Genomic DNA, 22,270 nt, shown 5'->3' with positions numbered 1-22,270 from the left:
ACGCGGCCCACCTGTCTGTGCCGTCCGCTCCAAGGTCGACGCTCAGCCCATTCCGGCGTCCCCCTGCTGCGGATCCACCAGCCCGACCCCGCGCGCGAGTTGCGCCACCGCCTGCCGGAAGAACGGCTCACGGTCCTCCACCACCCGGTTGAACTGCCCGAACAGCTCGAACCCGATCAGCCCGAACAGCTGGGCCCAGGCCGCGACGAGCGCCGTGACCGTCTCGGGCGGGAGGTCGGGGGCGAGATCGGCGGTCATCCGGTCGGCCTCGGCCCGCAGTTCGGCGGGCAGCGGGGGCGTGACGAGACCGGGGCCCTGGTGGGCGTCGCGCAGGATGGCGATGAGGACGAGGCCGATGCGGGAGGCGGCCGGGACGGTGGTCTGGGGCGCGGCGTAGCCGGGCACCGGCGATCCGTAGATCAGCGCGTACTCGTGCGGGTGCCCGAGCGCCCACGCGCGCGCGGCCTCGCACACCGCCGACCAGCGCCCCACGGGCCCGGCGTCGGCGGCAGCGGCATGCGCCTGCTCCAGGGTCTCGCCAAGGGAGTCGTAGGCGTCGATGATGAGCGCGGTGAGCAGGTCGTCGCGGCTGGGGAAATAGCGGTACAGCGCGGAGGAGACCATGCCGAGTTCGCGGGCCACGGCACGCAGCGAGAGCTTGGCGGCGCCTTCGGCGGCGAGCTGTCTGCGCGCCTCGTCCTTGATGGCCGCGGTGACTTCGATCCTGGCGCGGGCTCGCGCGCCGTGTGCGGTGCTGCTCATGCCGTCAGTGTTCCACGAAAGGAGAGCGGTGCACACAAGCGAGAGCACCGAACAAAAAAGAGAGCAGTGCTCTTGCTCTGGATCACCAATCTCCGGCAGACTGTGCATCAAGCGAGAGCAGTGCTCACAAAAGAGAGCGGCGCTCTTCTCAGTCTCTGGGGGTCCCCATGTCCACGCACGTCAAGAAGCCCGGCTGGTTCACCGTCAACGTCTTCAACCGGCTCGTGGCATGGATGACCCGCCGGGGCATGAGCGTCTGGGGCTCCCGGGTCCTGGCGGTCCGCGGCCGCAAGAGCGGCGAGTGGCGGACCACCCCCGTGAACCTGCTGACCGTGGACGGACAGCAGTATCTGGTCGCCCCGCGCGGTCATGTGCAGTGGACGCACAACATGCGCGCGGCCGGCGGCGGTGAACTGCGCCTCGGCAAGACCGTGGACGTGTTCACCGCGACCGAGGTCACCGACGACGACAAGGTCCCGCTGCTGCGCGCCTACCTCAAGCGCTGGAAGGCCGAGGTCGGCGTCTTCTTCAACGGCGTCGGCCCCAACTCGCCGGACGCCGAGCTGCGCCGGATCGCCCCCGACCACCCGGTGTTCCGGATCATGGTCACGAGCTGACGTCGGCGGCGTCACCGGCGGGACCCGCCTGGTGCCGGTCCAGCGCGGTCAGGGCACGCTGGACCATCGGACGGGTGCGGACGATCTCACCCAGCGACGTGGCGCCGCGGGTGATGTCCATGAACGCCTTCCAGACCGGGCGAACGCCGGTCAGCCCCGCGTGGAACAGGCCGGGACGCCGCTCGAACGCGATCAGCAGCCGCTTTCCGACGCTCATCTCGACGCCCAGCCCTGCCTTGATCGCGAACGCGTAGTTCAGGGCCTGGCGGCGGGTGTCCACCGCGTCGTGCGCCTCCGCGATCCGGACCGCCCACTCCCCCGCGAGCCGGCCGGAGCGCAGCGCGAACGAGATGCCCTCGCGGGTCCACGGCTCCAGCAGCCCCGCCGCGTCCCCGCAGACCAGCACCCGCCCGCGCGACAGCGGTGAGTCGTCGGCACGGCAACGGGTCAGGTGGCCGGAGGAGATGCTCGGTTCGAAGCCGGCGAGGCCGAGGCGGCCGATGAAGTCCTCCAAGTACCGCTTGGTCGCGGCGCCTTCGCCGCGCGCGGAGATCACACCGACCGTCAGGGTGTCACCCTTGGGGAACACCCAGCCGTAACTGCCGGGGATCGGCCCCCAGTCGATGAGCACCCGCCCCTTCCAGTCCTCGGCGACCGTCTGAGGCACCGGGATCTCCGCCTCCAGGCCGAGGTCCACCTGGTCGAGCTTCACTCCGACATGGGCTCCTATGCGGCTGGCGCTGCCGTCCGCGCCGACGACGGCACGCGCGAGCACCGTCTCGCCGCCCTGCAGGACCACCGCGACCGTGCGCCGGTCCGGCACCGCCGAGCCGTGCTGCTCGACCCGCTGGACGGTGACGCCCGTGCGCAGCTCGGCTCCAGCCTTCTGCGCGTGCTCGACCAGCTGCTGGTCGAACTCGGGCCGGTTGATCAGCCCGAACAGCATCTGCCTGGAGCGGCGGGTGCGGGCGAAGCGGCCGTTGTGCGAGAACGTCACCGCGTGCACCCGGTCCCGGAACGGCAGCTCGAAACCGGGCGGCAGACTGTCCCGCGAGGGGCCGATGATGCCGCCGCCGCACGTCTTGTACCGGGGCAGCTCCGCCTTCTCCAGCAGGAGCACACGCCTCCCCGCGACCGCCGCCGCATAGGCGGCCGAAGCCCCCGCGGGTCCCGCACCCACCACGACGACGTCCCACACCTGCTGCCCGTCGTCCGCCGAAGAGTCGTCCGCCGAAGAGTTCTCGCTGCTCACGATGGTCTACTGCTCCCGATCAAGCCGCTGCCGCACCTGTCCCCAGCATCCTACGGCCGACGTGCCCACAGATCGCTGTGGGAGGATCTACGGCACTCATCGGTACAACGTCGCACCCACAAGGAGCGTGCCCATGTCGTCGAATCCGGTCGCCGAGACCGTCGCCTCGCTGATGCCGAGGGCGAAGGCGGAGCTCACCGAGCTGGTGGCCTTCAAGTCGGTGGCGGACTTCGACCAGTTCCCGAGGAGCGAGAGCGAGGGCGCCGCCCGCTGGGTCGCCGACGCCCTCACCGCCGAGGGCTTCGAGGACGTGGCCCTGCTCGACACCCCCGACGGCACGCAGTCGGTGTACGGCTACCTGCCGGGCCCCGCGGGCGCCAAGACGGTCCTGCTGTACGCCCACTACGACGTGCAGCCGCCGCTGGACGAGGCCGCCTGGACCACCCCGCCCTTCGAGCTGACCGAGCGTGAGGGCCGCTGGTACGGGCGTGGGGCCGCCGACTGCAAGGGCGGCGTGATCATGCACCTGCTCGCGCTGCGCGCACTCAAGGCCAACGGCGGCGTCCCGGTGCACGTCAAGGTCATCGCCGAGGGCTCGGAGGAGATGGGCACGGGCGGCCTGGAGCGGTACGCCGAGGAGCACCCCGACCTGCTGGAGGCCGACACCATAGTCATCGGCGACGCGGGCAACTTCCGGGTCGGCCTGCCGACGGTCACCGCCACCCTGCGCGGCATGACCCTGGTGCGCGTACAGATCGACACCCTCGAGGGCAACCTGCACTCGGGCCAGTTCGGCGGCGCGGCCCCCGACGCGCTCGGCGCCCTGATCCGCGTCCTCGACTCGCTGCGCGCCGAGGACGGCTCGACGACGGTCGACGGGCTCACGCCGGACACGTCCTGGGACGGGCTGCGGTACGACGAGGAGCAGTTCCGCCAGGACGCCAAGGTGCTGGACGGCGTGCAGCTGATCGGCTCGGGCACGGTCGCCGACCGCATCTGGGCCCGGCCCGCCGTCACCGTCCTCGGCATCGACTGCCCGCCGGTCGTCGGCGCCACCCCGTCGGTGCAGGCGAGCGCCCGCGCGCTGATCAGCCTGCGGGTGCCGCCGGGCATCGACGCGGCCGAGGCGACCAAGCTGCTGGAGGCCCACGTGGCGGCGCACACCCCGTGGGGCGCCCGGGTGCGCACCGAGCAGATCGGCCAGGGCCAGCCGTTCAGCGCGGACACGGCCAGCCCGGCGTACGCGGCGATGACCGAGGCGATGGCGGTCGCCTATCCCGGCCAGGAGATGCAGTACGCCGGCCAGGGCGGCTCCATCCCCCTGTGCAACACCCTCGCCGCCCTCTACCCGCACGCGGAGATCCTCCTCATCGGCCTGAGCGAGCCGGAGGCCCAGATCCACGCGGTGAACGAGAGTGTGCACCCGGACGAACTGGAGCGGCTGTCGGTGGCGGAGGCGCTGTTCCTGCGCACCTACGCGGCGAGCTGACCGGACCTCCGGCTCTGCTGCCGGCAGAGGGCCCTCGTCACGGCACGGGGGCCCTTCCTACGGTCGTCCCATGGACGTCATCGAGCTCCTCCCGCGCCTGCACCTGCTGCGCTTCCCGGTCGGCCAGGCCTATGTCTGGCGCGACGGCGACGAGTTGACGCTGATCGACGCCGGGCCCGCGGGCTCCGGAGCGCCGATCGCCGAACTCGCCGACACCCTGGGGCACGTACGGCGGATCGTGCTCACCCACTTCCACGAGGACCACGCGGGCGGCGCCGGCGAACTGGCGGCGTCGACCGGCGCCGAGGTGCTGGCCCACCGCCTGGACGCACCCGTCGTTCGGGGTGAAGTCCCCGGCCCGCCACCGGTGTTCGAGGACTGGGAGCGCCCCCTGCACGCGGCGGCCGTACGGCACTTGCCCCAGGGTGAGTACGCGCGACCGCCGCAGGTCACCGAGGTGTCCGACGGCGATCTCCTCGACTTCGGCGGCGGTGCGCGCGTCGTCCACGTCCCCGGCCACACGCACGGCAGCATCGCGATCCACCTCCCGCGGCACGGCGTGCTGTGCACGGGGGACGCCGTCGCCGCGTCCCCGGTCGACGGGAGCGTGATGCCCGGCGTGTTCAACCTCGACCGGGCGGATGTGATCGCCTCGCTCCACCGGCTGGCGGCCCTGGACGCGGAGGTGGCCTGCTTCGGGCACGGCGATCCGGTGCTCGGGCGGGCCTCGGTCGTACTTCGGGAATCGGCGGACGGGTACCCGGCCCCGCCGTGAGGATGGGGATCATGTCCCGTCCCGCGCGCCTCGCCGCCCACAGTGAACTCGCCACGTCCCTCGCCCTGCTCAGCGACCACGAGCTCGCCGAACTGGTGGAGTCCGGCGTGCCCGTCGGCACCGGGATCGGGGGGCAGGTCCTGCACGTCGAAGTGGACGGACGGCGGGTCTTCGTCAAGCGCGTGCCGCTGACGGACACCGAGTTGCTCCCGGAGCACGCGCGGTCCACGGCGAACGTCTTCGGCCTGCCGTCCTCCTGCCACTACGGCATCGGCCAGGGGCCGGGCTTCGGGGCCTGGCGGGAGCTCGCCGTGCACACGATGACAACCGACTGGGTCCTCACCGGCGCCTTTCCGGGCTTCCCGCTGACGCACCACTGGCGGGTCCTGCCCGACGAGCCCCAGCCGCTGCCGGAGGAACTGGCCGACGTGGACCGGGTCGTCGCCGGCTGGGGCGGCGACCCGCAGGTGCGTGAACGCGTCGAGGCCATGCGTACGGCCACCGCGAGCCTGACGCTGTTCCTGGAACACATCCCCCACACCCTCCACGACTGGCTCGACGCACGGATCCGCACCGAGCACGCCGACGCCGCGTGCGCGCTGGTGGAGCGGGGCCTGACGGAAGCCGTCGACTTCCTGCGCGAACGCCAACTGGTCCACTTCGACGCCCACTTCAAGAACATCCTGACCGACGGCCGGCAGCTCTACTTCGCCGACTACGGCCTCGCGCTGTCCTCCCGCTTCCGCCTCACTCCCCAGGAGGGCGCGTTTTTCGACCTGCACCGCGACTACGACCGCGCCTACGCCACCGCGTACTTCGTGAAATGGCTCGCGACCGCTGTGCACGGGTACGGCCGTGACGACCGCGAGGCGTTCATCCGCGCGTGCGCCGACGGAGCGCGCCCCGAGGGGATGCCTCGGACGGCCGCCGGGATCATCACCCGGCACGCACCGCTCACCGCCGTGCTCGACGGCTTCTTCCGGCGACTGGACCGGGAAGACAAGTTCACTCCCTACCCGTACGAGGAGATCCGCGTCGCCCTCTACGACAGCGGCGCCACGCTCTCCGCGTAGTGACAGGCGACCGGGTTGCCGCCGCCCCGGTCGAGCAGCTCGGGTTCCCGCTCCCTGCAGGCGGTGCGCTCCTCTTCGGTGAGCGCCCCCGCGAACTTGGGGCAGCGGGTGCGGAACCGGCAACCGGAGGGCGGCTCGATCGGCGACGGCACGTCACCGGTGAGACGGATGCGCTCGCCCCGCACCACGTCCGGGTCGGTCTCGGGGACGGCGGACAGCAAGGCGCGCGTGTAGGGGTGCTGCGGTCGCGCGTACAGCGACTCGCGGTCGGCCACCTCGACGATCCGGCCGAGGTACATCACCGCCACGCGCTCGGAGAAGTGACGCACGACGGCGAGGTCGTGGGCGATGAACAGGAAGGCGATGCCGAACTCCCGCTGCAGGTCCTGCAACAGGTTGACGACCTGGGCCTGGATGGAGACGTCCAGCGCCGACACCGGTTCGTCGGCCACGATGAGCTTGGGCCGCAGAGCGAGGGCGCGGGCGATGCCGATGCGCTGACGCTGGCCGCCGGAGAACTCGTTCGGGTAGCGGTTGTAGTGCTCGGGGTTGAGGCCCACCGTCTCGAGGAGTTCCTGCGCCCGCTTCTTGTGGCCCTGCGGCGGATGGATGCCGTTGAGCTTCATCGGCGTCTCGATGATGGTGCCGACCGTGTGCCGGGGGTTCAGCGAGGAGTACGGGTCCTGGAAGATCATCTGGAGGTTGCGGCGCGCGTCCCGGAGCTTCACCGAGGGCTGGTGGGTGATGTCCTCGCCGTCGAACAGGATGGAACCGGCCGTGGGTTCCAGCAGCCGGGTCACCAGCCGGCCCGTGGTCGACTTGCCGCAGCCGGACTCGCCGACCAGGCCCAGCGACTCCCCGGCGCCGACCGAGAAGTCGATGCCGTCGACGGCGTGTACGGCACCGATCTGCCGCTGGAAGACGATGCCCTGCCGGATGGGGAAGTGCTTCTGCAGCCCTTTGACTTCGAGCAGCGGCTCCTCGGCCGGCGGGGTCGGTGATTCCTGGACAGTACTCACGGCATGCTCCTGTTCCCGCTCTCGCCGCGGATCTCCTGCTTCGCCCGTGCGGTGAGGTGGCACGCGGCGATGTGCGCGTCGGTGCCGGCGACCGGCCGCAGTTCGGGCCGCTCCACCGTGCAACGGCCCTCGGTCACCCAGCCCTTGTAGGTGCAGCGCGGATGGAAGGCACAGCCGCCGGGCAGGTTGATCAGGCTCGGCGGAGTACCGGGGACCGGATTCAGCCGTTGGCTCACGTCCCCGGCGATGTGCGGCATCGACTGCAACAGGCCCCAGGTGTAGGGGTGTTCGGGTTGCTTCAGTACATCGCGCGTGGTGCCGTACTCGATGCGGCGGCCGCCGTACATCACCAGGATGTCGTCGGCGACCTCGGTGACCACGCCGAGGTCGTGGGTGATGACGATGACGGCGGAGCCGAACTCCTCCTGGAGGTCGCGGATCAGGTCGAGGATCTGCGCCTGCACGGTGACGTCGAGCGCGGTCGTGGGCTCGTCCGCGACGAGCAGCGCGGGGTCGCAGACCAGCGACATGGCGATCATGGCGCGCTGCCGCATGCCGCCGGAGAACTGGTGCGGGTAGTCCTTGACCCGCAGTTCGGGCTGTGGGATGCCGACCCGTTTCAGCATCTCGACGGCACGCTCCCGGGCCTCCTTCCTGGAGACCCTGTGGTGCACCCGGTAGGCCTCGGCGATCTGGGCGCCGACGGTGAAGAAGGGGTGCAGCGCGGACAGCGGGTCCTGGAAGATCATGGAGACGGTCGTGCCGCGCAGCGCGCGCATCTCGTGCTCGGGCAGGGCGACGAGTTCCCGGCCCTCCAGCCAGATCTCGCCGGAGACCTGGGCGCGTGTGCCCTTGTGCAGCCCGAGCAGAGCCAGCGAGGTCACCGACTTGCCGGAGCCGGACTCGCCGACGATGCCGAGGGTTCTGCCCTTCTCCAGGGTGAAGGAGACGCCGTCGACGGACTTGACGACGCCGTCCTCGGTGGGGAAGTGCACCCGTAGGTCCCGCACGTCGAGGAAGGCGGTGGACGTGGTCGTGACGTCCGTGGGCTGCGGGGAGGTGTGCAGGGTCACTTGCTTGTCCTTGCGACGCGGGGTGGCTCGGGTTGGCTCAGGCGAGGCGTACGCGGGGGTCGACGAGGCCGTACACGACGTCGACGACCACGTTGGCGAGCACGACGAACGTGGCGGCGAAGAGCGTGGTGCCGAGGATGACCGGCAGGTCGGAGTTCTGCACCGAGTCCACCGCCAGCTTGCCGATGCCGTCGATGCCGAACACCGACTCGGTGATGACCGCGGAGCCGCCGATCAGCGAGCCGACGTCCATGCCGAAGATGGTGATGATCGGGGTGATCGCGGCCCGCAGGCCGTGCTTGAGGACGACCGTGCCGACGGACAGGCCCTTGGCCCGGGCGGTACGCATGTAGTCCTCGGCGAAGACCTCCAGCATGGAGGAGCGGGTGAGCCGGGTGTACAGCGCGAGGTAGACGATGACCAGCGTGGTCCACGGCAGGACGAGCCCCTGGAACCAGGCGGCCGGGTCCTGGGTGAACGGTGTGTAGCCGGCCGCGGGCAGGATCTGCCACTTGTCGACGAACAGGAAGAGCAGCAGCAGACCGATGAAGTAGATCTGCACGGAGACACCGACCAGCGCGAGACCGACGGCTGCCTTGTCGGCGGCCCGGCCCCTGCGCACTGCGGCCACCGTGCCGAGGCCGACGCCAAGGACCAGGAAGACCACCGCGGCACCGAGGCCGAGCGACAGGTCCGCCGGGAAGTCCTGCAACAGGGTGGTGAGGACCGGGGTGTCGGTCTGGAAGGAGACCCCCAGGCAGGGCGCGCCGCAGTGCACGCGCACGCTCTGGTCGCCGAAGTCGCGGCCCAGGAAGAGCCCCTTGAAGAACTCCCAGAACTGCCTGACGAAGCTCTGGTCGAGGCCCAACGAGTGCCTGATCTCCTCCAACCGGGAGGGTGAGCAGGTCTTTCCGCAGGCCAGAAGTGCGGGGTCGGAGGGCAGCGCGTAGAAGATGACGAAGGTGATCACGGTGATCACCAGCAGGATCGCGGCCGCCGCCAGCAGGCGTCGGATGAGATAACGGAGCATGTCGTCCCGGGACCTGACGTGAGGGGAGGCCCTCGCCGGCGGCGTACCGCCGGCGAGGGGGTCGGACGGAGGGGTGCGTCAGTGGGTGACGAAGGCGTGCACCAGGCTCGGCTCGGCGAGGATGGTGTCCGAGATGACACCGCCGACCTTGGAGCCCGCCAGTTCGCTGAAGTTCATGTACATCAGCGGGACCACGGCGGCGTCCTTCATGATCTGCTCGTCCAGGTTTCCGTAGGCGGTGTTGGCCTCGTTGATGCCCGTCATCCTGCCGATCTTGTCGATCTGGGCGTTGATCTTCGGGTCGTTGAGGTACGACAGGTCCTGGTTGGACTGCGGCAGCTTCGCGATCTGCCGTCCGTCGAACAGGACGGGCAGGACGGTGGAGGCGTTCGGCCAGTCCGCGATCCAGTCGCCCCACGTCAGGTCGTACTGGTTCTTCACGTTGTCGATGGTGTTGAAGTAGTTCGCCGCCTGGATCGGGGTGATGTTGACGGTGATGCCGATCTTTCCGAGCGAGGTCTTCACCGCGTCGGCGAAGTGCTCGTGCGTGGTGATGTTCTCCACCGCGAGCGACATGGTCGGCTTGGGGTTGCCCGCCTGCTTCATCAGGGCCTTGGCCTTGCTGAGGTCACCCGCGGGATCGGCGCTGTACAGGTCGAACTTCTTGTAGCCGCCGATGCCGGGACTCAACACCGAGGTCGCGTAGTCGCCGTAGGCCGAACCGCCGAAGGCACCGCGGACGGTGGTCTTGTCGACGACGTCCTCGATCGCCTGGCGCACCCTCAGGTCCTTGACCCGGTTCGTGTTGATCGCCATGTAGTTGATCCCCGGGGCGGGGATCTTGTAGTAGCGCGACTTGAGCGACGAGTCGCTCGCGATCGGCGTGAGGTCGGAGCCGGCGATCGGCGTCTGCATGATCGACGTCTGGGCGACGCCGGCGTCGGACTTGATCTGCTGGTCGATGGCCCCCTGGTCCTGCCCGAACTTCACGTCCATCTCGTCGACGTTCTGTTCGCGGATCGGGTCGGTCGACCGGCTCCAGTACTTGTTCCGGACGAGGACCAGTTCCTTGTTCTTGGCGTACGACTTCATCATGTACGGCCCGTCGGACCAGATGTGCATGTCGTAAGTAGGGCCCGTGTCGTGCGCCTTGGGCACGGCCGACCACCCGGTCATGGCCGTCGTCTCGTTGAAGTCGGCGACGGGCTGGTTCAGATGGAAGGCGATGGTGTATTTGTCCGGCGTCTGGATGGAGTCGAGCTGCTGCCCCTTGTAGGGGCCCTTGTACGTGGAGCCGCCGACCAGCCACTGACTGGCGTACGGCGGGCCGCCGTTGATGTCGGGAGAGAAGCCCCGCTCGACGCCGTACTTGACGTCCTGCGCGGTGACCTCGGTGCCGTCCTGGTATTTGATCCCGTGACGCAGATGGAAGGTCCACACGGTGGCGCCCTTGCTGGGCGCTCCGGTGTCGGTGGCCAGGTCGCCGACCAGCTTCGGCGTCGAACCCGTCTCGTCCCAGCCGGTGAGGGTGCGGACGATCTCCTCGTCCATGCTCGACCCCTCGGTCGTGTAGGTCCGCTGGGGGTCGAGGTGGTTGAAGTCGGCGTCGTCGAGGATCGTCAGCGTGCCGCCCTTCGTCGGGGCACCGCTGTTCGTGGTGCTGGAGGATCCCCCGCATGCGGTGGCCCCCAGGGCTATCGCCACGGCGGACGCCGTGAGGGCGAGGGTGCGCGTTCTGCGCGTCATGGGCAAACACTCCGTTCTGGTACTGGTTCGGCTTCGGCGGTCCCTCATGGGGACCCGCCGGGCCGGTGCTCAGGGGCACGCGTCAGTTGCGGCCTGCGCGGGGATCGAGGGCGTCGCGGACTCCGTCTCCGAGGAGGTTGAGTGCCAGGACGAGGAAGAGGAGCAGGACTCCGGGGACGAACAGGTACATCGGGTCCTGGAGGAAGAACTGGGAGGCGTCCGACAGCAGGGATCCCCAGTCGGGGTTGGGCGGGATGACGCCCACGCCCAGGTACGAAAGGGCCGCCTCGGTGGTGATGTTCTGCGGGACGGCGAGGGCGAAGGAGATCAGGACCGGCGCCCACAGGTTGGGCAGCAGCTGGCGGAAGAGGATGTGGCGTCGGCCGGCGCTCATGATCCGCGCGGCGTCGACGAACTCCCGCTCGCGCAGCGAGAGCACCTGTCCGCGCACGAGTCGGGCGGTGTAGGCCCAGGCGAACACCGCGATGTTGAGGACCAGGACCAGCAGGCGGAGGTTCTCGTCGGTACCGCCGTGGCTGTTGGTCTGCAGCGCGCTCTGGATGACCGGGGTGAGCGCGATGATGAACAGCAGCTGCGGGAACGCCAGCATCACGTCCATGGCCCGCGACAGCACGGAGTCGACCCAGCCACCCGAATAGCCTGCCGCGAGGCCTGCGACCACACCCACGACGGTGGACAGCACGGCCGACGCGAAGCCGACCACGAGGGAGGTGCGCAGGCCGTAGACGATGCGCGCGAACAGGTCGTATCCGGTGCCCGGTTCGACCCCCAGCAGGTGGGTGAGGCTGATGCCGCCCAGGGATCCGATGGGGAAGTTGCCCGTGTCCGGGTCGATCGCCTTCCCGTCCGGGGTGATGGGGCCCCAGCCGGTGAGGGCGGTGAGCACCGGGGCCAGCAGCGCGACCAGGATGAACAGGACGGTGACCACGAACGCGGCCATGGTCACCTTGTCCCGCCTGATGCGCTTCCAGGCCATGCGGGCCGGTGAGCGTCCGGCGATGGCGGGGACGTCGGGCCGCGAGGCCGACGGCTGTTCGTCGGCCGGGAGCGTGGTGCCGGTGCCGATCGGGACCGGCTGGTGTTGCGTCGTCATCGTACGGACGTCCCGGGTATGAGCTGAGGCTGTCGCGGAGTTTCCGCGGTCGCCGAAGTGGAGGGACTCGTCATGCGGAGGTGCCCCTGGGCGAAAGGCATGGGCGGCGTTCGGTGTCGTCGCCGTGAGACTGAGCGGACTTTCGCAACGTGTGGTGAGTCCGGTCAAGACGGATATGCGGCTTAAAAGGGATTGTTTGCGCTCGTTGCCAAGAGTTGACGAGAGTGCGGCGTCCGGTTAGCTCTCACATAGAGGTATTGCTACGGTCTCGCGGGCTCCGCTTGGCACTCGTTACCCCCGGGAGTTCGTCGCCGAGGGCACGACGAAGTCCCCGCCGTCACCGGAAGCGGCGGGGATCCCACCACGGATCAGCCGACCGGAATCCCGGCCTCCAGATACATCGCCGCGCCGCGTTCCCGTGCCCGCAGAGCCCACCGCAGCCGCTCGTAGCGGACCGGCGGCAGCAGGTCGGCGGCCTCCTCCTCGGTGGCGAAGCACCAGCCGCGCAACTCGGGACCGGGCAGCAGGAGCCGCGCGGCGTCGGCGGAGTCGAGCCGGCCGCCGTCGAAGAGGAGGCGCAGACCGCCGTAGCCGGGCGGTACGGGCGGCTCCCAGTCGACGACCAGGAGCCGGGGTACGTCGTCCAGGCTGATGCCGGTCTCCTCCTCGACCTCACGCATGCCGGCACGGGCGGGCGCCTCGCCGGGTTCGACGACGCCGCCGGGAAACTCCCAGCCGGCCTTGTAGGTCGGGTCCACGAGCAGCACCCGGCCCTGCTCGTCGAAGAGCAGGACGCCCGCCGCGAGGGTCTCGGCGGTGGGCTCGGGCGTCTGCACGATGTCGCACGCCGGCACGGTTCCGGCGCTGACGGCCTCCGCGATCCGGGCGGCGGTCTCGTACGGCGTGAGGGCACCGCTGTCGACGGGATGGGCGTCGGCGGTGAGCCAGGAGGCGAGGGCGGCCTTGTACGGCTCGATGTGGTCGTACGCCCACTGCCGTTGCCGTATCTCGCCGTCGGGCAGGTCGGGAAGGATCTCCCGCCCGGCTATTCGCTCCCGCAGGATCGTTTCCGCCGGGGCGAGCAGGACATGCCGGACGGCGATCCGGCGCGCGGCCAGGCCGCCGAAGATCTCGTCCCGGTAGTCCTGGCGCAGCAGGGTCATCGGGACCACCAGGGTCCCGCCCAGCTCGGCGAGCATCGCGGCCGCCGTGTCGATGACGAGCCGCCGCCAGATCGGCAGGTCCTGGAAGTCGCCGACCTCGGCGAGGTGTTTGGGCGGCAGCAGGTGCCAGAGCGCTCCGCCGATGACCTCGGGGTCGAAGAGCGTGCTGTTCGGGATCAGTTCGATCAGTTCCCGTGCGGTGGTGGTCTTCCCCGCACCGAACGCGCCGTTGACCCAGACGATCACGTTGCCCCCTCTTCTACCGGCCCCCTGAGGCTTGCCCGCTCCACCCTGCCACGGAAACCAGCCGCAGTTGAGGGCGCACGAGCGGGCGCCGGTGCCCCCGCCTCGCGGGACACCGGCGCCCTGGTCCTGCTGTGTCGTACCTCGTCAGCCGTTCTGCCCGAGGGCACCGTCGTCGACGTCGGCCAGGCCGTCGCTGGCGACGGTCGGGTCGAGGGTGCTGAGGGTCTTGTCGACGTCGAGGCCAGCCAGTTCCTCGCCCAGGGCGTGGGACGGGGAGACCGCCGCGACGACGAAGCCGGTGGCGAGGGAGGCGATGGCGAGCATGCTGCGCTTCTTCATGCCGGGTTCAACGGAGGAACGGCCGCGGGGGTCACGCCCGGCGCTGGAGTGATCGCGGCAGTGCGGGAAGTCGCCTCCGAAGGGCACGCCCGCCAAAAGCGCGCCCGTCGCGCAGCCGTCGTACCAGGTCGTCGGCGGCTCCGGGCCACTCGGCGTGGTCGAAGGCGAAGCCCGCTTCGAGCAGGCGGCCCGGGACCACGCGGCGGCTCTTGAGCAGCAGTTCGGTGTCCGAGCGCAGCGCGAACGCGCCGATCTCCGCCATCCACTTCGTGGCGGGCAGACCTGCCGGTACGCGCCACGCGGAGCGCAGGTCGCGCATGAACGCGCGTTGCGGCAGCGGTCCGGGAGCGGCGAGGTTCACCGGCCCGTCGATGTCGTCACGGTCGATCAGGAACTCGACGGCGCGGACGAAGTCCCGGTCGTGGATCCAGGACACGTACTGGGCGCCGCCCGCGACCGGCCCGCCGAGCCCGAGCCGCGCCAGCCACGACAGGACGTCGAAGACGCCGCCGCGGTCCGGGCTCATCACCATGGCCGAGCGCAGGGCGACCTTGCGGGTGTGCGGGGTTTCGGTCTGCTGCTGGGCCAGTTCCCAGTTCCTGGCGATCTCGACGCTGTAGGCCCAGTAGTCGGGTACGCCGGACTCCTCGCCCCCGATCACGCCCGTCGCCTCGTCGTTCGGCGCGTCGAAGCGGTGGGCGTAGACGGTGGCCGTACTCATCTGCAGCCAGACCCGGGGCGGCCGTACCGCGGCCTCGATCGCCTCGCCCACGACCCGCGTGGAACGCACCCGCGAATCCATCATGGCCCGCAGGTTGGCCTCGGTGTAGCGGCAGCTGACACTGCGGCCGGCCAGGTTGATCACGACGTCGCTGCCGTCGATCTCCTGGGTCCAGGCTCCCGGTGTCTCCCCGTCCCAGGCGACCTCGCGCTCACGCCGCGGTTGTCGTGTCAGGACCACGACCTCGTGGCCCGCGGCGGTCAGCGCGCGGTCGAGGACCGTGCCGACCTGCCCGGTTCCCCCAGGTATGACGATCTTCATCGGGCTCCCCCTTCGTGTGGGGCAAGCCTAACGCGAAAAGTTGAACGCGTTCAAAATCAACGATGTGCCGTACACCACGGAGCTCGGCCGACCCACGTGGGTCGGCCGAGCTCCGAGTAAACGTTCCTGCCGAGTGCGTCAGACTCCCGCCGCGGCCGCCTCCGCCCGTCTGGCGAGCGCCGCCGCGGCCGCCCCCACCAGGCCCGCGTCCGTGCCCATCTGGGCGGGCGTCACCGTCAGCCGCTGGACGAAGGACAGCGTCGCGTACTCGCTCAGGGCCTTGCGCAGCGGCGTGAACAGCACGTCGCCCGCCTTGCCCACGCCGCCCCCGATGACGGCGACGTCGATCTCCACCAGCGTCGCGGTGGCCGCGATCCCGGCGGCCAGTGCCTGGGCGGCCCGCTCGAAGGAGGCCACCGCGACCGGATCGCCGGCGCGTGCGGCGGCGGCCACCGCGGCGGCGGAGGCGTCGCCGTCCGGGCCGGGCCGCCAGCCGTTCTCGAAGGCCCGCCGGGCGATGTTCGGACCGCTGGCGATCCGCTCCACGCAGCCGCGCGAGCCGCAGGGGCAGGAGTCACCGTCGAGGTCGACGCTGATGTGGCCGATGTGACCGGCGTTGCCGGTCGGGCCCGCGTGCAGCTGACCGCCGAGGACCAGGCCGCCGCCGACGCCCGTCGACACCACCATGCACAGGGCGTTGTCGTGGCCGCGGGCCGCGCCCTGCCAGTGCTCGGCGGCCGTGATCGCGACGCCGTCGCCGATCAGCTCGACGGGCAGCCCACCGGCCGCCGCCCGCACCCGCTGGACCAGCGGATAGTCGCGCCAGCCGGGCACGTTCACCGGACTCACCGTGCCCGTGGAGGCGTCCACCGGGCCCGCGCTGCCGATGCCGAGCGCCGTGGCGCGTCCCCACAGAGGCGATGCGGTCAGCTCGGCGAGCACCTCCTCGACGGCCCGCATCACGGTCTCGCCGTCCTCCCGGGCGGGCGTGGCGCGCTGCGCGCGGGCCTGGATCCGGCCGTGGCCGTCGACCAGCGCCCCGGCGATCTTGGTGCCGCCGATGTCGAGCGCGGCCACGAGGTCGGTGTGCATCAGTGTCGGATCTCCCCGTCAGACATGAACAACCATGAGGAACAGCAGGCCGGTCTCGCGGTGGGGGCGCAGGCCGGAGATTGCGGTGGACAGTGTCTCCCGCATCTGACAACGTTGTCCAGGCTCTATGCTCGACGCCACATCCTCATACAACATCATGACCGCCGCATCCCCGTGGACGACAGGACAGGACACCGCACCGTGCCCGAGACCCACAGCCGAGCAGACCGCTTCCCAGGGACCCGCTACGGCAACCGTCCGACCATGAAGGACGTGGCCGCGCGGGCCGGGGTCGGACTGAAAACGGTCTCGCGGGTGGTCAACGGGGAGCCGGGCGTCACGCCGGAGACGGAGCGCCGTGTCCAGGAGGCCATCGACGCACTGGGCTTCAGGCGCAACGACAGCGCGCGGGTGCTGCGCAAGGGCCGCACCGCCAGCATCGGGCTGGTCCTCGAGGACCTCGCGGACCCGTTCTACGGCCCGCTCAGCCGCGCCGTCGAGGAGGTGGCCCGGGCCCACGGGGCGCTGCTGATCAACGGTTCCAGCGCGGAGGACCCGGAGCGCGAGCAGGAGTTGGTGCTGGCGCTGTGCGCACGGCGGGTGGACGGGCTGGTGGTGATTCCGGCAGGTGACGACCACCGCTATCTGGAGCCGGAGTTGAAGGCCGGCGTCGCGACGGTGTTCGTCGACCGTCCGGCCGGGAAGGTCGATGCCGATGTCGTCCTGTCGGACAACTACGGCGGTGCCCGTGACGGCGTGGCCCACCTCATCGCCCACGGCCACCGGCGGATCGGGTTCATCGGCGACATGCCGCGCATCCACACCGCCGCCGAGCGGCTGCGCGGCTACCGGGCCGCCATGGAGGACGCGGGCATAGCCGTGGAGGACTCCTGGATGTCCCTGGGCGTCACCGACCCCGGGCGGGTGCGGCGGGCGGCCGAGGAGATGCTGACCGGCCCCTCCCCCGTCACCGCGATCTTCGCGGGCAACAACCGGGTGACGGTCACCGTGATCCGCGTCCTCGCCGAACAGCCCCGCCGTATCGCCTTCGTGGGCTTCGACGACATCGAGCTCGCCGACCTGCTCCAGCCCGGCGTCACGGTCGTCGCCCAGGACGCGGCGACCCTGGGCCGTACGGCCGCCGAGCGTCTCTTCCGCCAGCTGGACGGCACCCTGCTCACCCCGGAGCGAATCGAACTGCCGACCCGGCTGATCACGCGCGGCTCGGGCGAGCTGCCGCCGGCCGACTGAGCGGCCGTGGAGAACCGCACCCTCGAGGCGCTCGGCCTGGCCGAGGTGCCGCGCGATCACCCACTCCGCTACCCGGGAGCCTGGCCGCGGGAGTCCGCACTCCTGGACGGGAACCACCTCCTCCCCCTCCACCACCTCGTGCACGCCGACCGCACGCCCGTCCTCGCCGTCGGCTCCAACGCCAGCCCCGCCCAACTCCGCCACAAGATGGCGGAGTTCGGGATCACATCGCCGATTCCGATGGTCCGGGCCCGGGTCACCGGCATCGACATCGGCGTCTCCGCACACGTCAGCCGCTTCGGCTACGTGTCCGCGTCGCCCTTCGACGCGCCGGGCACCGTACGGGAGTTGTTCGTCATCTGGCTCGACGCCCAGCAGCTCGCGGTGGTCGACGCGAGCGAGGGCGTACCGCTGCCGAACGGCAACTACGGCCGGGCCTGGCTGTCCGCGCCCGAGGTGCGGATCGAGCCGGCGCCCGGGATGGTCCTCCCGGGCGTGTACGCGTACGTCAACCGCCACGGCGTACTGCACGACGGCACCGGCACCGGCGCCCCGCGCACGCACCCGGGCCAGCGGGCGCTGCTCACCGAACTCCTTGTGGGATCAGCCCGGTTGAGGGAACTGTTCGGGGTGACGCCCGAGGAGTTCTGCGCGCGGGCCCGTGCCGACCGGCGGCTGTGCGAGCGGGGTACGCGGCTGTTCAAGGACGAGAAGCGGGTGACGGCTTCCGGCCTGGAGCGGTACGTACGGGTTCAGCAGACCGGGAGCCCCGGCACCGGCTCGTCGTTGTCGCCGCCCTCGACGTAGACGTCGCTGACGTAGACGTTCGTGTTGCCGCTGTCGTCGTCCGTCTTCGCCCACCAGACGTTGGTCCACTCGCCGTACGTCTCGCGGCGGCCCAGGTTCTGCTGGCAGTAGAAGTAGTTGGTGCCCGCGTTGAGGACGCCGACCTCGGTGCCGGAGGCGGTGTACGACTTGGCGGTGCGCCAGACCTCGCAGTTGTACTTGCCGCCGCCCATGGACTGGCAGGAGGAGGCCGGGGTGGTGTCCGTACCGCCTCCGCCCGGCGTGCCGCCGTCACCGGAACCGCCACCGGAGGTCTTGGTCGGGGAGGGCGTGGGAGCCGGGCTGGTGGGCGTGGTGTCGGTCTTGCCGCTCGGGGAGTTGGTCGCCGTGGGGGTCTTCTCGTCGCCCTGTTCGCTCGGCTTGGGGGCGTCCGGGCTGCCGGCGGCGGCCTGGCCCGTGGCCGAGGCGGAGGTGGCCGAGCCGGTGGGCCGTGTCCCGGCTTCGGCGTCTCCCTGGTCGTTCAGCCGGGCCAGGGTGACCCCGGCCATGGCGAGGACGACGGCGACGGCCACGGCGGCGAGGAGGGCACGGCCCTTGCGGCGGGGCGGGTTGGGGGTGGCCAGGAGGCCGGTGGGAGGAGAGGTTCCGGGTGCGGGCGCGGCCGCCTGTCCGGGCGGCACCGCTTGCTCCGCGGGACCGAAGCCCGACGTACCCGGTCCCGCGGCCTCCACGGGACCGAACCCCGGCATCACCGTCGGAGCACTCCGCTCCCTCTCCTCCGGCGCCGGCTTCGCGGCGCCCGTCGCGCCCGCCACCCCCCGCAACGTCGTCGTCGGCGTGTCCGCACCGCCCGAGTCCGCCACCGCCTGGAGCAGTTTCCGCGCCTCGTCCGCCTCCGGGCGGGACTCGGGCCGCTTGTCCAGCAGCCGTTGGAGGACGGGCCCCAGGCGACCGGCGCTGTGGGATTCGGGCAGGGGCTCGGAGACGATGGCGGTGAGGGTGGAGAAGGTGGACGTACGGCGGAAGGGCGCGGTGCCTTCGACCGCCGCGAACAGCGTGGCGCCGAGGGCCCAGATGTCGGAGGCGGGGCCCGGTGCGGCGCCCTGGGCGCGTTCGGGTGCCAAGTAGTCCAGGGAGCCGACGAGTTCGCCGCTGCGGGTGAGGTGGGTGGCCGAGCCGTCGCCCGGGTCCTCCATGGTGGCTATGCCGAAGTCGGTGAGGACGACGCGGCCGGAGCGCTCCAGCAGGATGTTGCCGGGCTTCACGTCGCGGTGCAGGACGCCTGCGCGGTGGGCGGCGGCCAGCGCGTCCATGACCTTGGCGCCGATCCTGGCCGCCTCGCGCGGGTCGAGGGTGCCGCCCTCGCGCAGGACGTCGTCCAGGGACGGTCCGTCCACCAGCTCCATCACGATCAGCGGCCGGCCGTCGAGCTCGGTGACGTCGTGCACGGCCACGACGCCGGTGTGACGCACCCGGGCGGCCGCACGGGCCTCGCGCTGCATCCGCAGCCGCAGTCCGGCGAGTTCGGGACCGTCGGCGTCCGTGTAGGTGCGCAGCTCCTTGACGGCGACCTCGCGCCCGAGCACCTCGTCGACGGCCCGCCACACCACGCCCATGCCGCCGCGCCCGAGCTGCGCCACGACCCGGTAGCGCCCGGCCAGCACCCGCCCGACCCCGTCCGTCTGTCCGTACTCCCCCGAAGACACCGCCGCCCCGTTCCTGTGACCCGCCCGTGCGTGGCGTACAGCCTACGGGCCAGGGGGGACAGCGCGGCGCGGCGGTGGCCGCTGTGACAGGTCCGCTACTTCCCGGAGGCCGTGAGGTCGCCCCGCCGCGGTGTCGCGAAGCTCTCCAGGTCCGCCCGGGTCAGGCCGGACAGGCGGGCGACCTCGGCGATGTCGAGGGCGCCGCAGTCCAGGCCGCGCAGGAGGTAGCCGCTTAGAGCCTTGGCGGTGGCGGGTTCGTCCATGACGTCGCCGCCGGTGCGGTTGGCATAGCGGGCCAGGCGGGCGGCGGCCTGTGCGAAGCCCTCGCGGTAGAAGGCGAAGCCGGCCGCGTAGCGGGTCGGGATGTGGCGGGGGTGCATGTCCCAGCCCTGGTAATAGGCGCGAGCCAGGGCGCGGCGGGTGAGGCCGTAGTGCAGGCGCCAGGCGTCGTGGACCTTGGCGGTCGGGCCGACCGGGAGCACGTTCGTCGAGCCGTCCGAGACGCGTACGCCCGTCCCCGCGGCCGCTACCTGCATGATCGCCTTGGCGTGGTCGGCGGCCGGGTGGTCGCTGGCCTGGTAGGCGGCGGACACGCCCAGGCAGGCGCTGTAGTCGAAGGTGCCGTAGTGCAGCCCGGTGGCGCGGCCCTCGGCGGCCTGGATCATGCGGGCGACGGTCGCGGTGCCGTCGGTGGCGAGGATGGACTGGCTGGTCTCGATCTGGATCTCGAACCCGATCCGGCCGGGCTCGAGGCCGCGCGCCTTCTCGAAGGCCTCGAGAAGGCGGACCATGGCGGTGACCTGCTCGGGGTACGTCACCTTCGGCAGCGTCAGGACCAGCCCGTCGGGCAGTCCGCCGGCCTCCATCAGGCCGGTGAGGAAGATGTCGAGCGTGCGGATGCCCCGGTCGCGGACGGCCGCCTCCATGCACTTCATGCGGATGCCCATGTACGGCGCCGCCGTGCCGTTCTTGAACGCCTCGGCGATCAGGCGGGCGGCGCGGGCGGCCGTCTCGTCCTCCTCGGCGTCCGGGCGGGGGCCGTAGCCGTCCTCGAAGTCGACGCGCAGGTCCTCGATCGGCTCGTGTTCCAGCTTGGCGCGGACGCGGGAGTAGACCGGTTCGGCCAGTTCGTCGGTCAGGCCGAGGACCGCGGCGAAGGAGGCGGCGTCCGGGGCGTGTTCGTCGAGAGCGGCGAGGGCCTGGTCGCCCCAGGAGCGGATGGTGTCGGCGGCGAAGGCGTCGCCGGGGACGTAGACGGTGTGGACGGGCTGGCGGGTGCCGGGGTCGCCGGGGTAGCGGCGCTCCAGTTCGGCGTCGACCGGGGCGAGGGAGGCGCTGATCTCCTCGCTGACGGCGCCCGCGAGGCTCGTCGCCACCTGCTCCTGCTGGCCCTGACCCATCCCGAACCCTCCTGTTTTCCGCTCTACGGAATCAACAATCCGTAGAGCGAAGTTATCGGGCAACCTTCCTGCTGGTCAACACCGTCTTTCATTCGGTCCACTCCGGCATCTCGGCATGTTCACGTCTGTCTGGCACCGTTCAACAGACAACTTCCCAGTGTCCACCGCGTCTTCACAGCACTCCCGTCCGACTCCCCCGTCCGACTCGCCCGGAAGCCGCCACAGAAGGAGCCCCTGTGCCGAACCACAGCCGAGTCACGCGCCGCACGGGCCTGAAGGCCGCGTTAGCCGCCACGATCTGCGTGCCCCTGTCCAGTACAGCACTCTCGCCCGGACCGGCCTCGGCGGGTGAGCCGGCCTCGGCGGGCGAGCCGCGAGACGGCCGCCTTCAGGTCATGTCGTTCAACCTCCGCTTCGCGAGCACCGTCGAGCCCCACAGCTGGACCGCCCGCAGACCGGTGATGCGCGAGCTGCTGCGCCGCGAGAGGCCGCACCTCATCGGCACGCAGGAGGGCGTCTACCAGCAGCTGCGGGACATCGAGAGCGACCTCGGACCGGACTTCGACTGGATCGGCACCGGCCGCGCGGGCGGCAGCCGCGACGAGTTCATGGCGGTCTTCTACGACGCCCGCCGGCTCGCCCCTCAGGAGTACGACCACTTCTGGCTCTCCGACACCCCGAACGTGATCGGCTCGAACACCTGGGGCGGCGCCCACATCCGGATGGTGACCTGGGTCCGCTTCCGTGATCTGCTCGACGGGAACCGGGAGTTCTACGTCCTGAACACGCACCTCGACAACGCCAGTCAGTACGCACGCGCGCGGGCCGCGTCCCTGACCGCCCTGCGGATCGCCGGGCTGGACCGGACACTCCCGGTCCTGATGACGGGCGACTTCAATGTCGCCGCGCACAAGAACGCGGTCTACGACACGATGCTGGGCGCGGGCCTGGTCGACACCTGGGACAGCGCGGCCGAGCGGAGCAGGCTGTACGGGACCTTCCACGGCTATCAGCCGCTGACGCCGGACGGCGACCGCATCGACTGGATCCTCGCCTCGCCGGGCGTCACGACCCACCGCGCCTCGATCAACACCTTCGCACTGGACGGCCAGTTCCCGAGCGACCACCTGCCGGTGCAGGCCTCGCTGACCCTGGGATGAGCCGAGGCCCCGTGACCGCTCCGGAAGCGGTCGCGGGGGCCTCGTACGCCCGGAGCGAGATCAGCCCTTGCGGGTGTTGATCTCCTCGGTGAGCTGGGGGACGACGTCGAAGAGGTCGCCGACGATGCCGTAGTC

At 71.0% G+C, this 22,270-nt stretch carries 20 protein-coding genes; 7 read left to right on the top strand and 13 right to left on the bottom strand.

From position 1 onward, the window contains the following. Positions 1-42 precede the first annotated feature (42 nt). Positions 43-762, bottom strand: coding sequence for a TetR/AcrR family transcriptional regulator (locus AC5P09_RS17005; RefSeq protein ID WP_493874718.1), 720 nt, complete (start codon positions 760-762; stop codon positions 43-45). 167 nt (positions 763-929) lie between these two features. Here AC5P09_RS17005 and AC5P09_RS17000 point away from each other — a divergent pair, with 167 nt between their 5' ends. Next, the gene (locus tag AC5P09_RS17000) at positions 930-1,379 is read left to right on the top strand and encodes a nitroreductase family deazaflavin-dependent oxidoreductase (RefSeq protein WP_493874717.1); all 450 of its coding nucleotides are present in this window, start codon (positions 930-932) and stop codon (positions 1,377-1,379) included. Here the strand turns inward: AC5P09_RS17000 and AC5P09_RS16995 are convergent. Beyond that, complete coding sequence (locus AC5P09_RS16995) at positions 1,369-2,631, bottom strand: geranylgeranyl reductase family protein (protein WP_493874716.1); 1,263 nt, start codon at positions 2,629-2,631, stop codon at positions 1,369-1,371. The genes AC5P09_RS17000 and AC5P09_RS16995 overlap by 11 nt on opposite strands. Before the next feature lie 133 nt (positions 2,632-2,764). Here AC5P09_RS16995 and AC5P09_RS16990 point away from each other — a divergent pair, with 133 nt between their 5' ends. From AC5P09_RS16990 to AC5P09_RS16980, 3 genes are all read left to right on the top strand, one after another. After that, positions 2,765-4,120, top strand: a complete 1,356-nt coding sequence (locus AC5P09_RS16990; protein WP_493874715.1) for a dipeptidase — start codon at positions 2,765-2,767, stop codon at positions 4,118-4,120. Positions 4,121-4,190: 70 nt separating this feature from the next. After that, complete coding sequence (locus AC5P09_RS16985) at positions 4,191-4,895, top strand: MBL fold metallo-hydrolase (protein ID WP_493874714.1); 705 nt, start codon at positions 4,191-4,193, stop codon at positions 4,893-4,895. An 11-nt stretch (positions 4,896-4,906) separates the two neighbouring features. Beyond that, positions 4,907-5,968 (top strand): protein kinase family protein, encoded by a 1,062-nt coding sequence (locus AC5P09_RS16980; protein ID WP_493874713.1) that lies wholly within the window; start codon positions 4,907-4,909, stop codon positions 5,966-5,968. On the opposite strand, the gene AC5P09_RS16975 is transcribed toward AC5P09_RS16980, so the two are convergent. The 9 genes from AC5P09_RS16975 to AC5P09_RS16935 all read right to left on the bottom strand — a co-directional run bounded on the left by AC5P09_RS16975 (position 5,938) and on the right by AC5P09_RS16935 (position 15,832). Next, positions 5,938-6,987, bottom strand: coding sequence for an ABC transporter ATP-binding protein (locus AC5P09_RS16975; RefSeq protein WP_493874712.1), 1,050 nt, complete (start codon positions 6,985-6,987; stop codon positions 5,938-5,940). The genes AC5P09_RS16980 and AC5P09_RS16975 overlap by 31 nt on opposite strands. Further along, positions 6,984-8,060 carry an ABC transporter ATP-binding protein gene (locus tag AC5P09_RS16970; RefSeq protein WP_493874711.1) on the bottom strand — a complete coding sequence of 359 codons (1,077 nt, stop codon included), beginning with the start codon at positions 8,058-8,060 and terminating at the stop codon, positions 6,984-6,986. Before AC5P09_RS16970 ends, AC5P09_RS16975 begins: the two co-directional genes overlap by 4 nt. Positions 8,061-8,097: 37 nt before the next feature. Then, a complete protein-coding gene (locus AC5P09_RS16965; protein ID WP_493874710.1) occupies positions 8,098-9,090 on the bottom strand; it encodes an ABC transporter permease in 993 nt (330 codons plus the stop codon). Between the two features lie 78 nt (positions 9,091-9,168). Next, the gene (locus AC5P09_RS16960; RefSeq protein ID WP_493874709.1) at positions 9,169-10,836 is read right to left on the bottom strand and encodes an ABC transporter substrate-binding protein; all 1,668 of its coding nucleotides are present in this window, start codon (positions 10,834-10,836) and stop codon (positions 9,169-9,171) included. An 82-nt stretch (positions 10,837-10,918) separates the two neighbouring features. Then, positions 10,919-11,950, bottom strand: coding sequence for an ABC transporter permease (locus AC5P09_RS16955; protein WP_493874708.1), 1,032 nt, complete (start codon positions 11,948-11,950; stop codon positions 10,919-10,921). Between the two features lie 368 nt (positions 11,951-12,318). Continuing rightward, complete coding sequence (locus AC5P09_RS16950) at positions 12,319-13,359, bottom strand: NUDIX hydrolase (protein WP_493874707.1); 1,041 nt, start codon at positions 13,357-13,359, stop codon at positions 12,319-12,321. A 144-nt stretch (positions 13,360-13,503) separates the two neighbouring features. Then, complete coding sequence (locus AC5P09_RS16945) at positions 13,504-13,698, bottom strand: hypothetical protein (RefSeq protein ID WP_493874706.1); 195 nt, start codon at positions 13,696-13,698, stop codon at positions 13,504-13,506. Positions 13,699-13,729: 31 nt separating this feature from the next. Then, complete coding sequence (locus tag AC5P09_RS16940) at positions 13,730-14,740, bottom strand: TIGR01777 family oxidoreductase (protein WP_493874705.1); 1,011 nt, start codon at positions 14,738-14,740, stop codon at positions 13,730-13,732. A gap of 138 nt (positions 14,741-14,878) precedes the next feature. Beyond that, positions 14,879-15,832, bottom strand: coding sequence for an ROK family protein (locus tag AC5P09_RS16935; protein WP_266444642.1), 954 nt, complete (start codon positions 15,830-15,832; stop codon positions 14,879-14,881). 201 nt (positions 15,833-16,033) lie between these two features. Between AC5P09_RS16935 and AC5P09_RS16930 the strand changes: the two genes are divergently transcribed. Beyond that, positions 16,034-17,083 carry a LacI family DNA-binding transcriptional regulator gene (locus AC5P09_RS16930; protein WP_266444640.1) on the top strand — a complete coding sequence of 350 codons (1,050 nt, stop codon included), beginning with the start codon at positions 16,034-16,036 and terminating at the stop codon, positions 17,081-17,083. A 6-nt stretch (positions 17,084-17,089) separates the two neighbouring features. Continuing rightward, complete coding sequence (locus AC5P09_RS16925) at positions 17,090-17,890, top strand: hypothetical protein (RefSeq protein ID WP_493874704.1); 801 nt, start codon at positions 17,090-17,092, stop codon at positions 17,888-17,890. On the opposite strand, the gene AC5P09_RS16920 is transcribed toward AC5P09_RS16925, so the two are convergent. Together AC5P09_RS16920 and AC5P09_RS16915 are read right to left on the bottom strand one after the other, a co-directional pair. Continuing rightward, complete coding sequence (locus AC5P09_RS16920) at positions 17,836-19,575, bottom strand: serine/threonine-protein kinase (protein WP_493874703.1); 1,740 nt, start codon at positions 19,573-19,575, stop codon at positions 17,836-17,838. The genes AC5P09_RS16925 and AC5P09_RS16920 overlap by 55 nt on opposite strands. A gap of 95 nt (positions 19,576-19,670) precedes the next feature. Further along, positions 19,671-20,975 (bottom strand): DUF6986 family protein, encoded by a 1,305-nt coding sequence (locus AC5P09_RS16915; RefSeq protein WP_493874702.1) that lies wholly within the window; start codon positions 20,973-20,975, stop codon positions 19,671-19,673. Positions 20,976-21,211: 236 nt separating this feature from the next. Between AC5P09_RS16915 and AC5P09_RS16910 the strand changes: the two genes are divergently transcribed. Further along, positions 21,212-22,135, top strand: coding sequence for an endonuclease/exonuclease/phosphatase family protein (locus AC5P09_RS16910; RefSeq protein WP_493874701.1), 924 nt, complete (start codon positions 21,212-21,214; stop codon positions 22,133-22,135). The last annotated feature ends 135 nt before the right edge of the window (positions 22,136-22,270 follow it).

The sequence above is a fragment of the Streptomyces sp. a15 genome, assembly GCF_059026085.1.
Note: the sequence above shows the minus strand (reverse complement) of the source record. Positions and strands in the feature narration are given on the sequence as shown.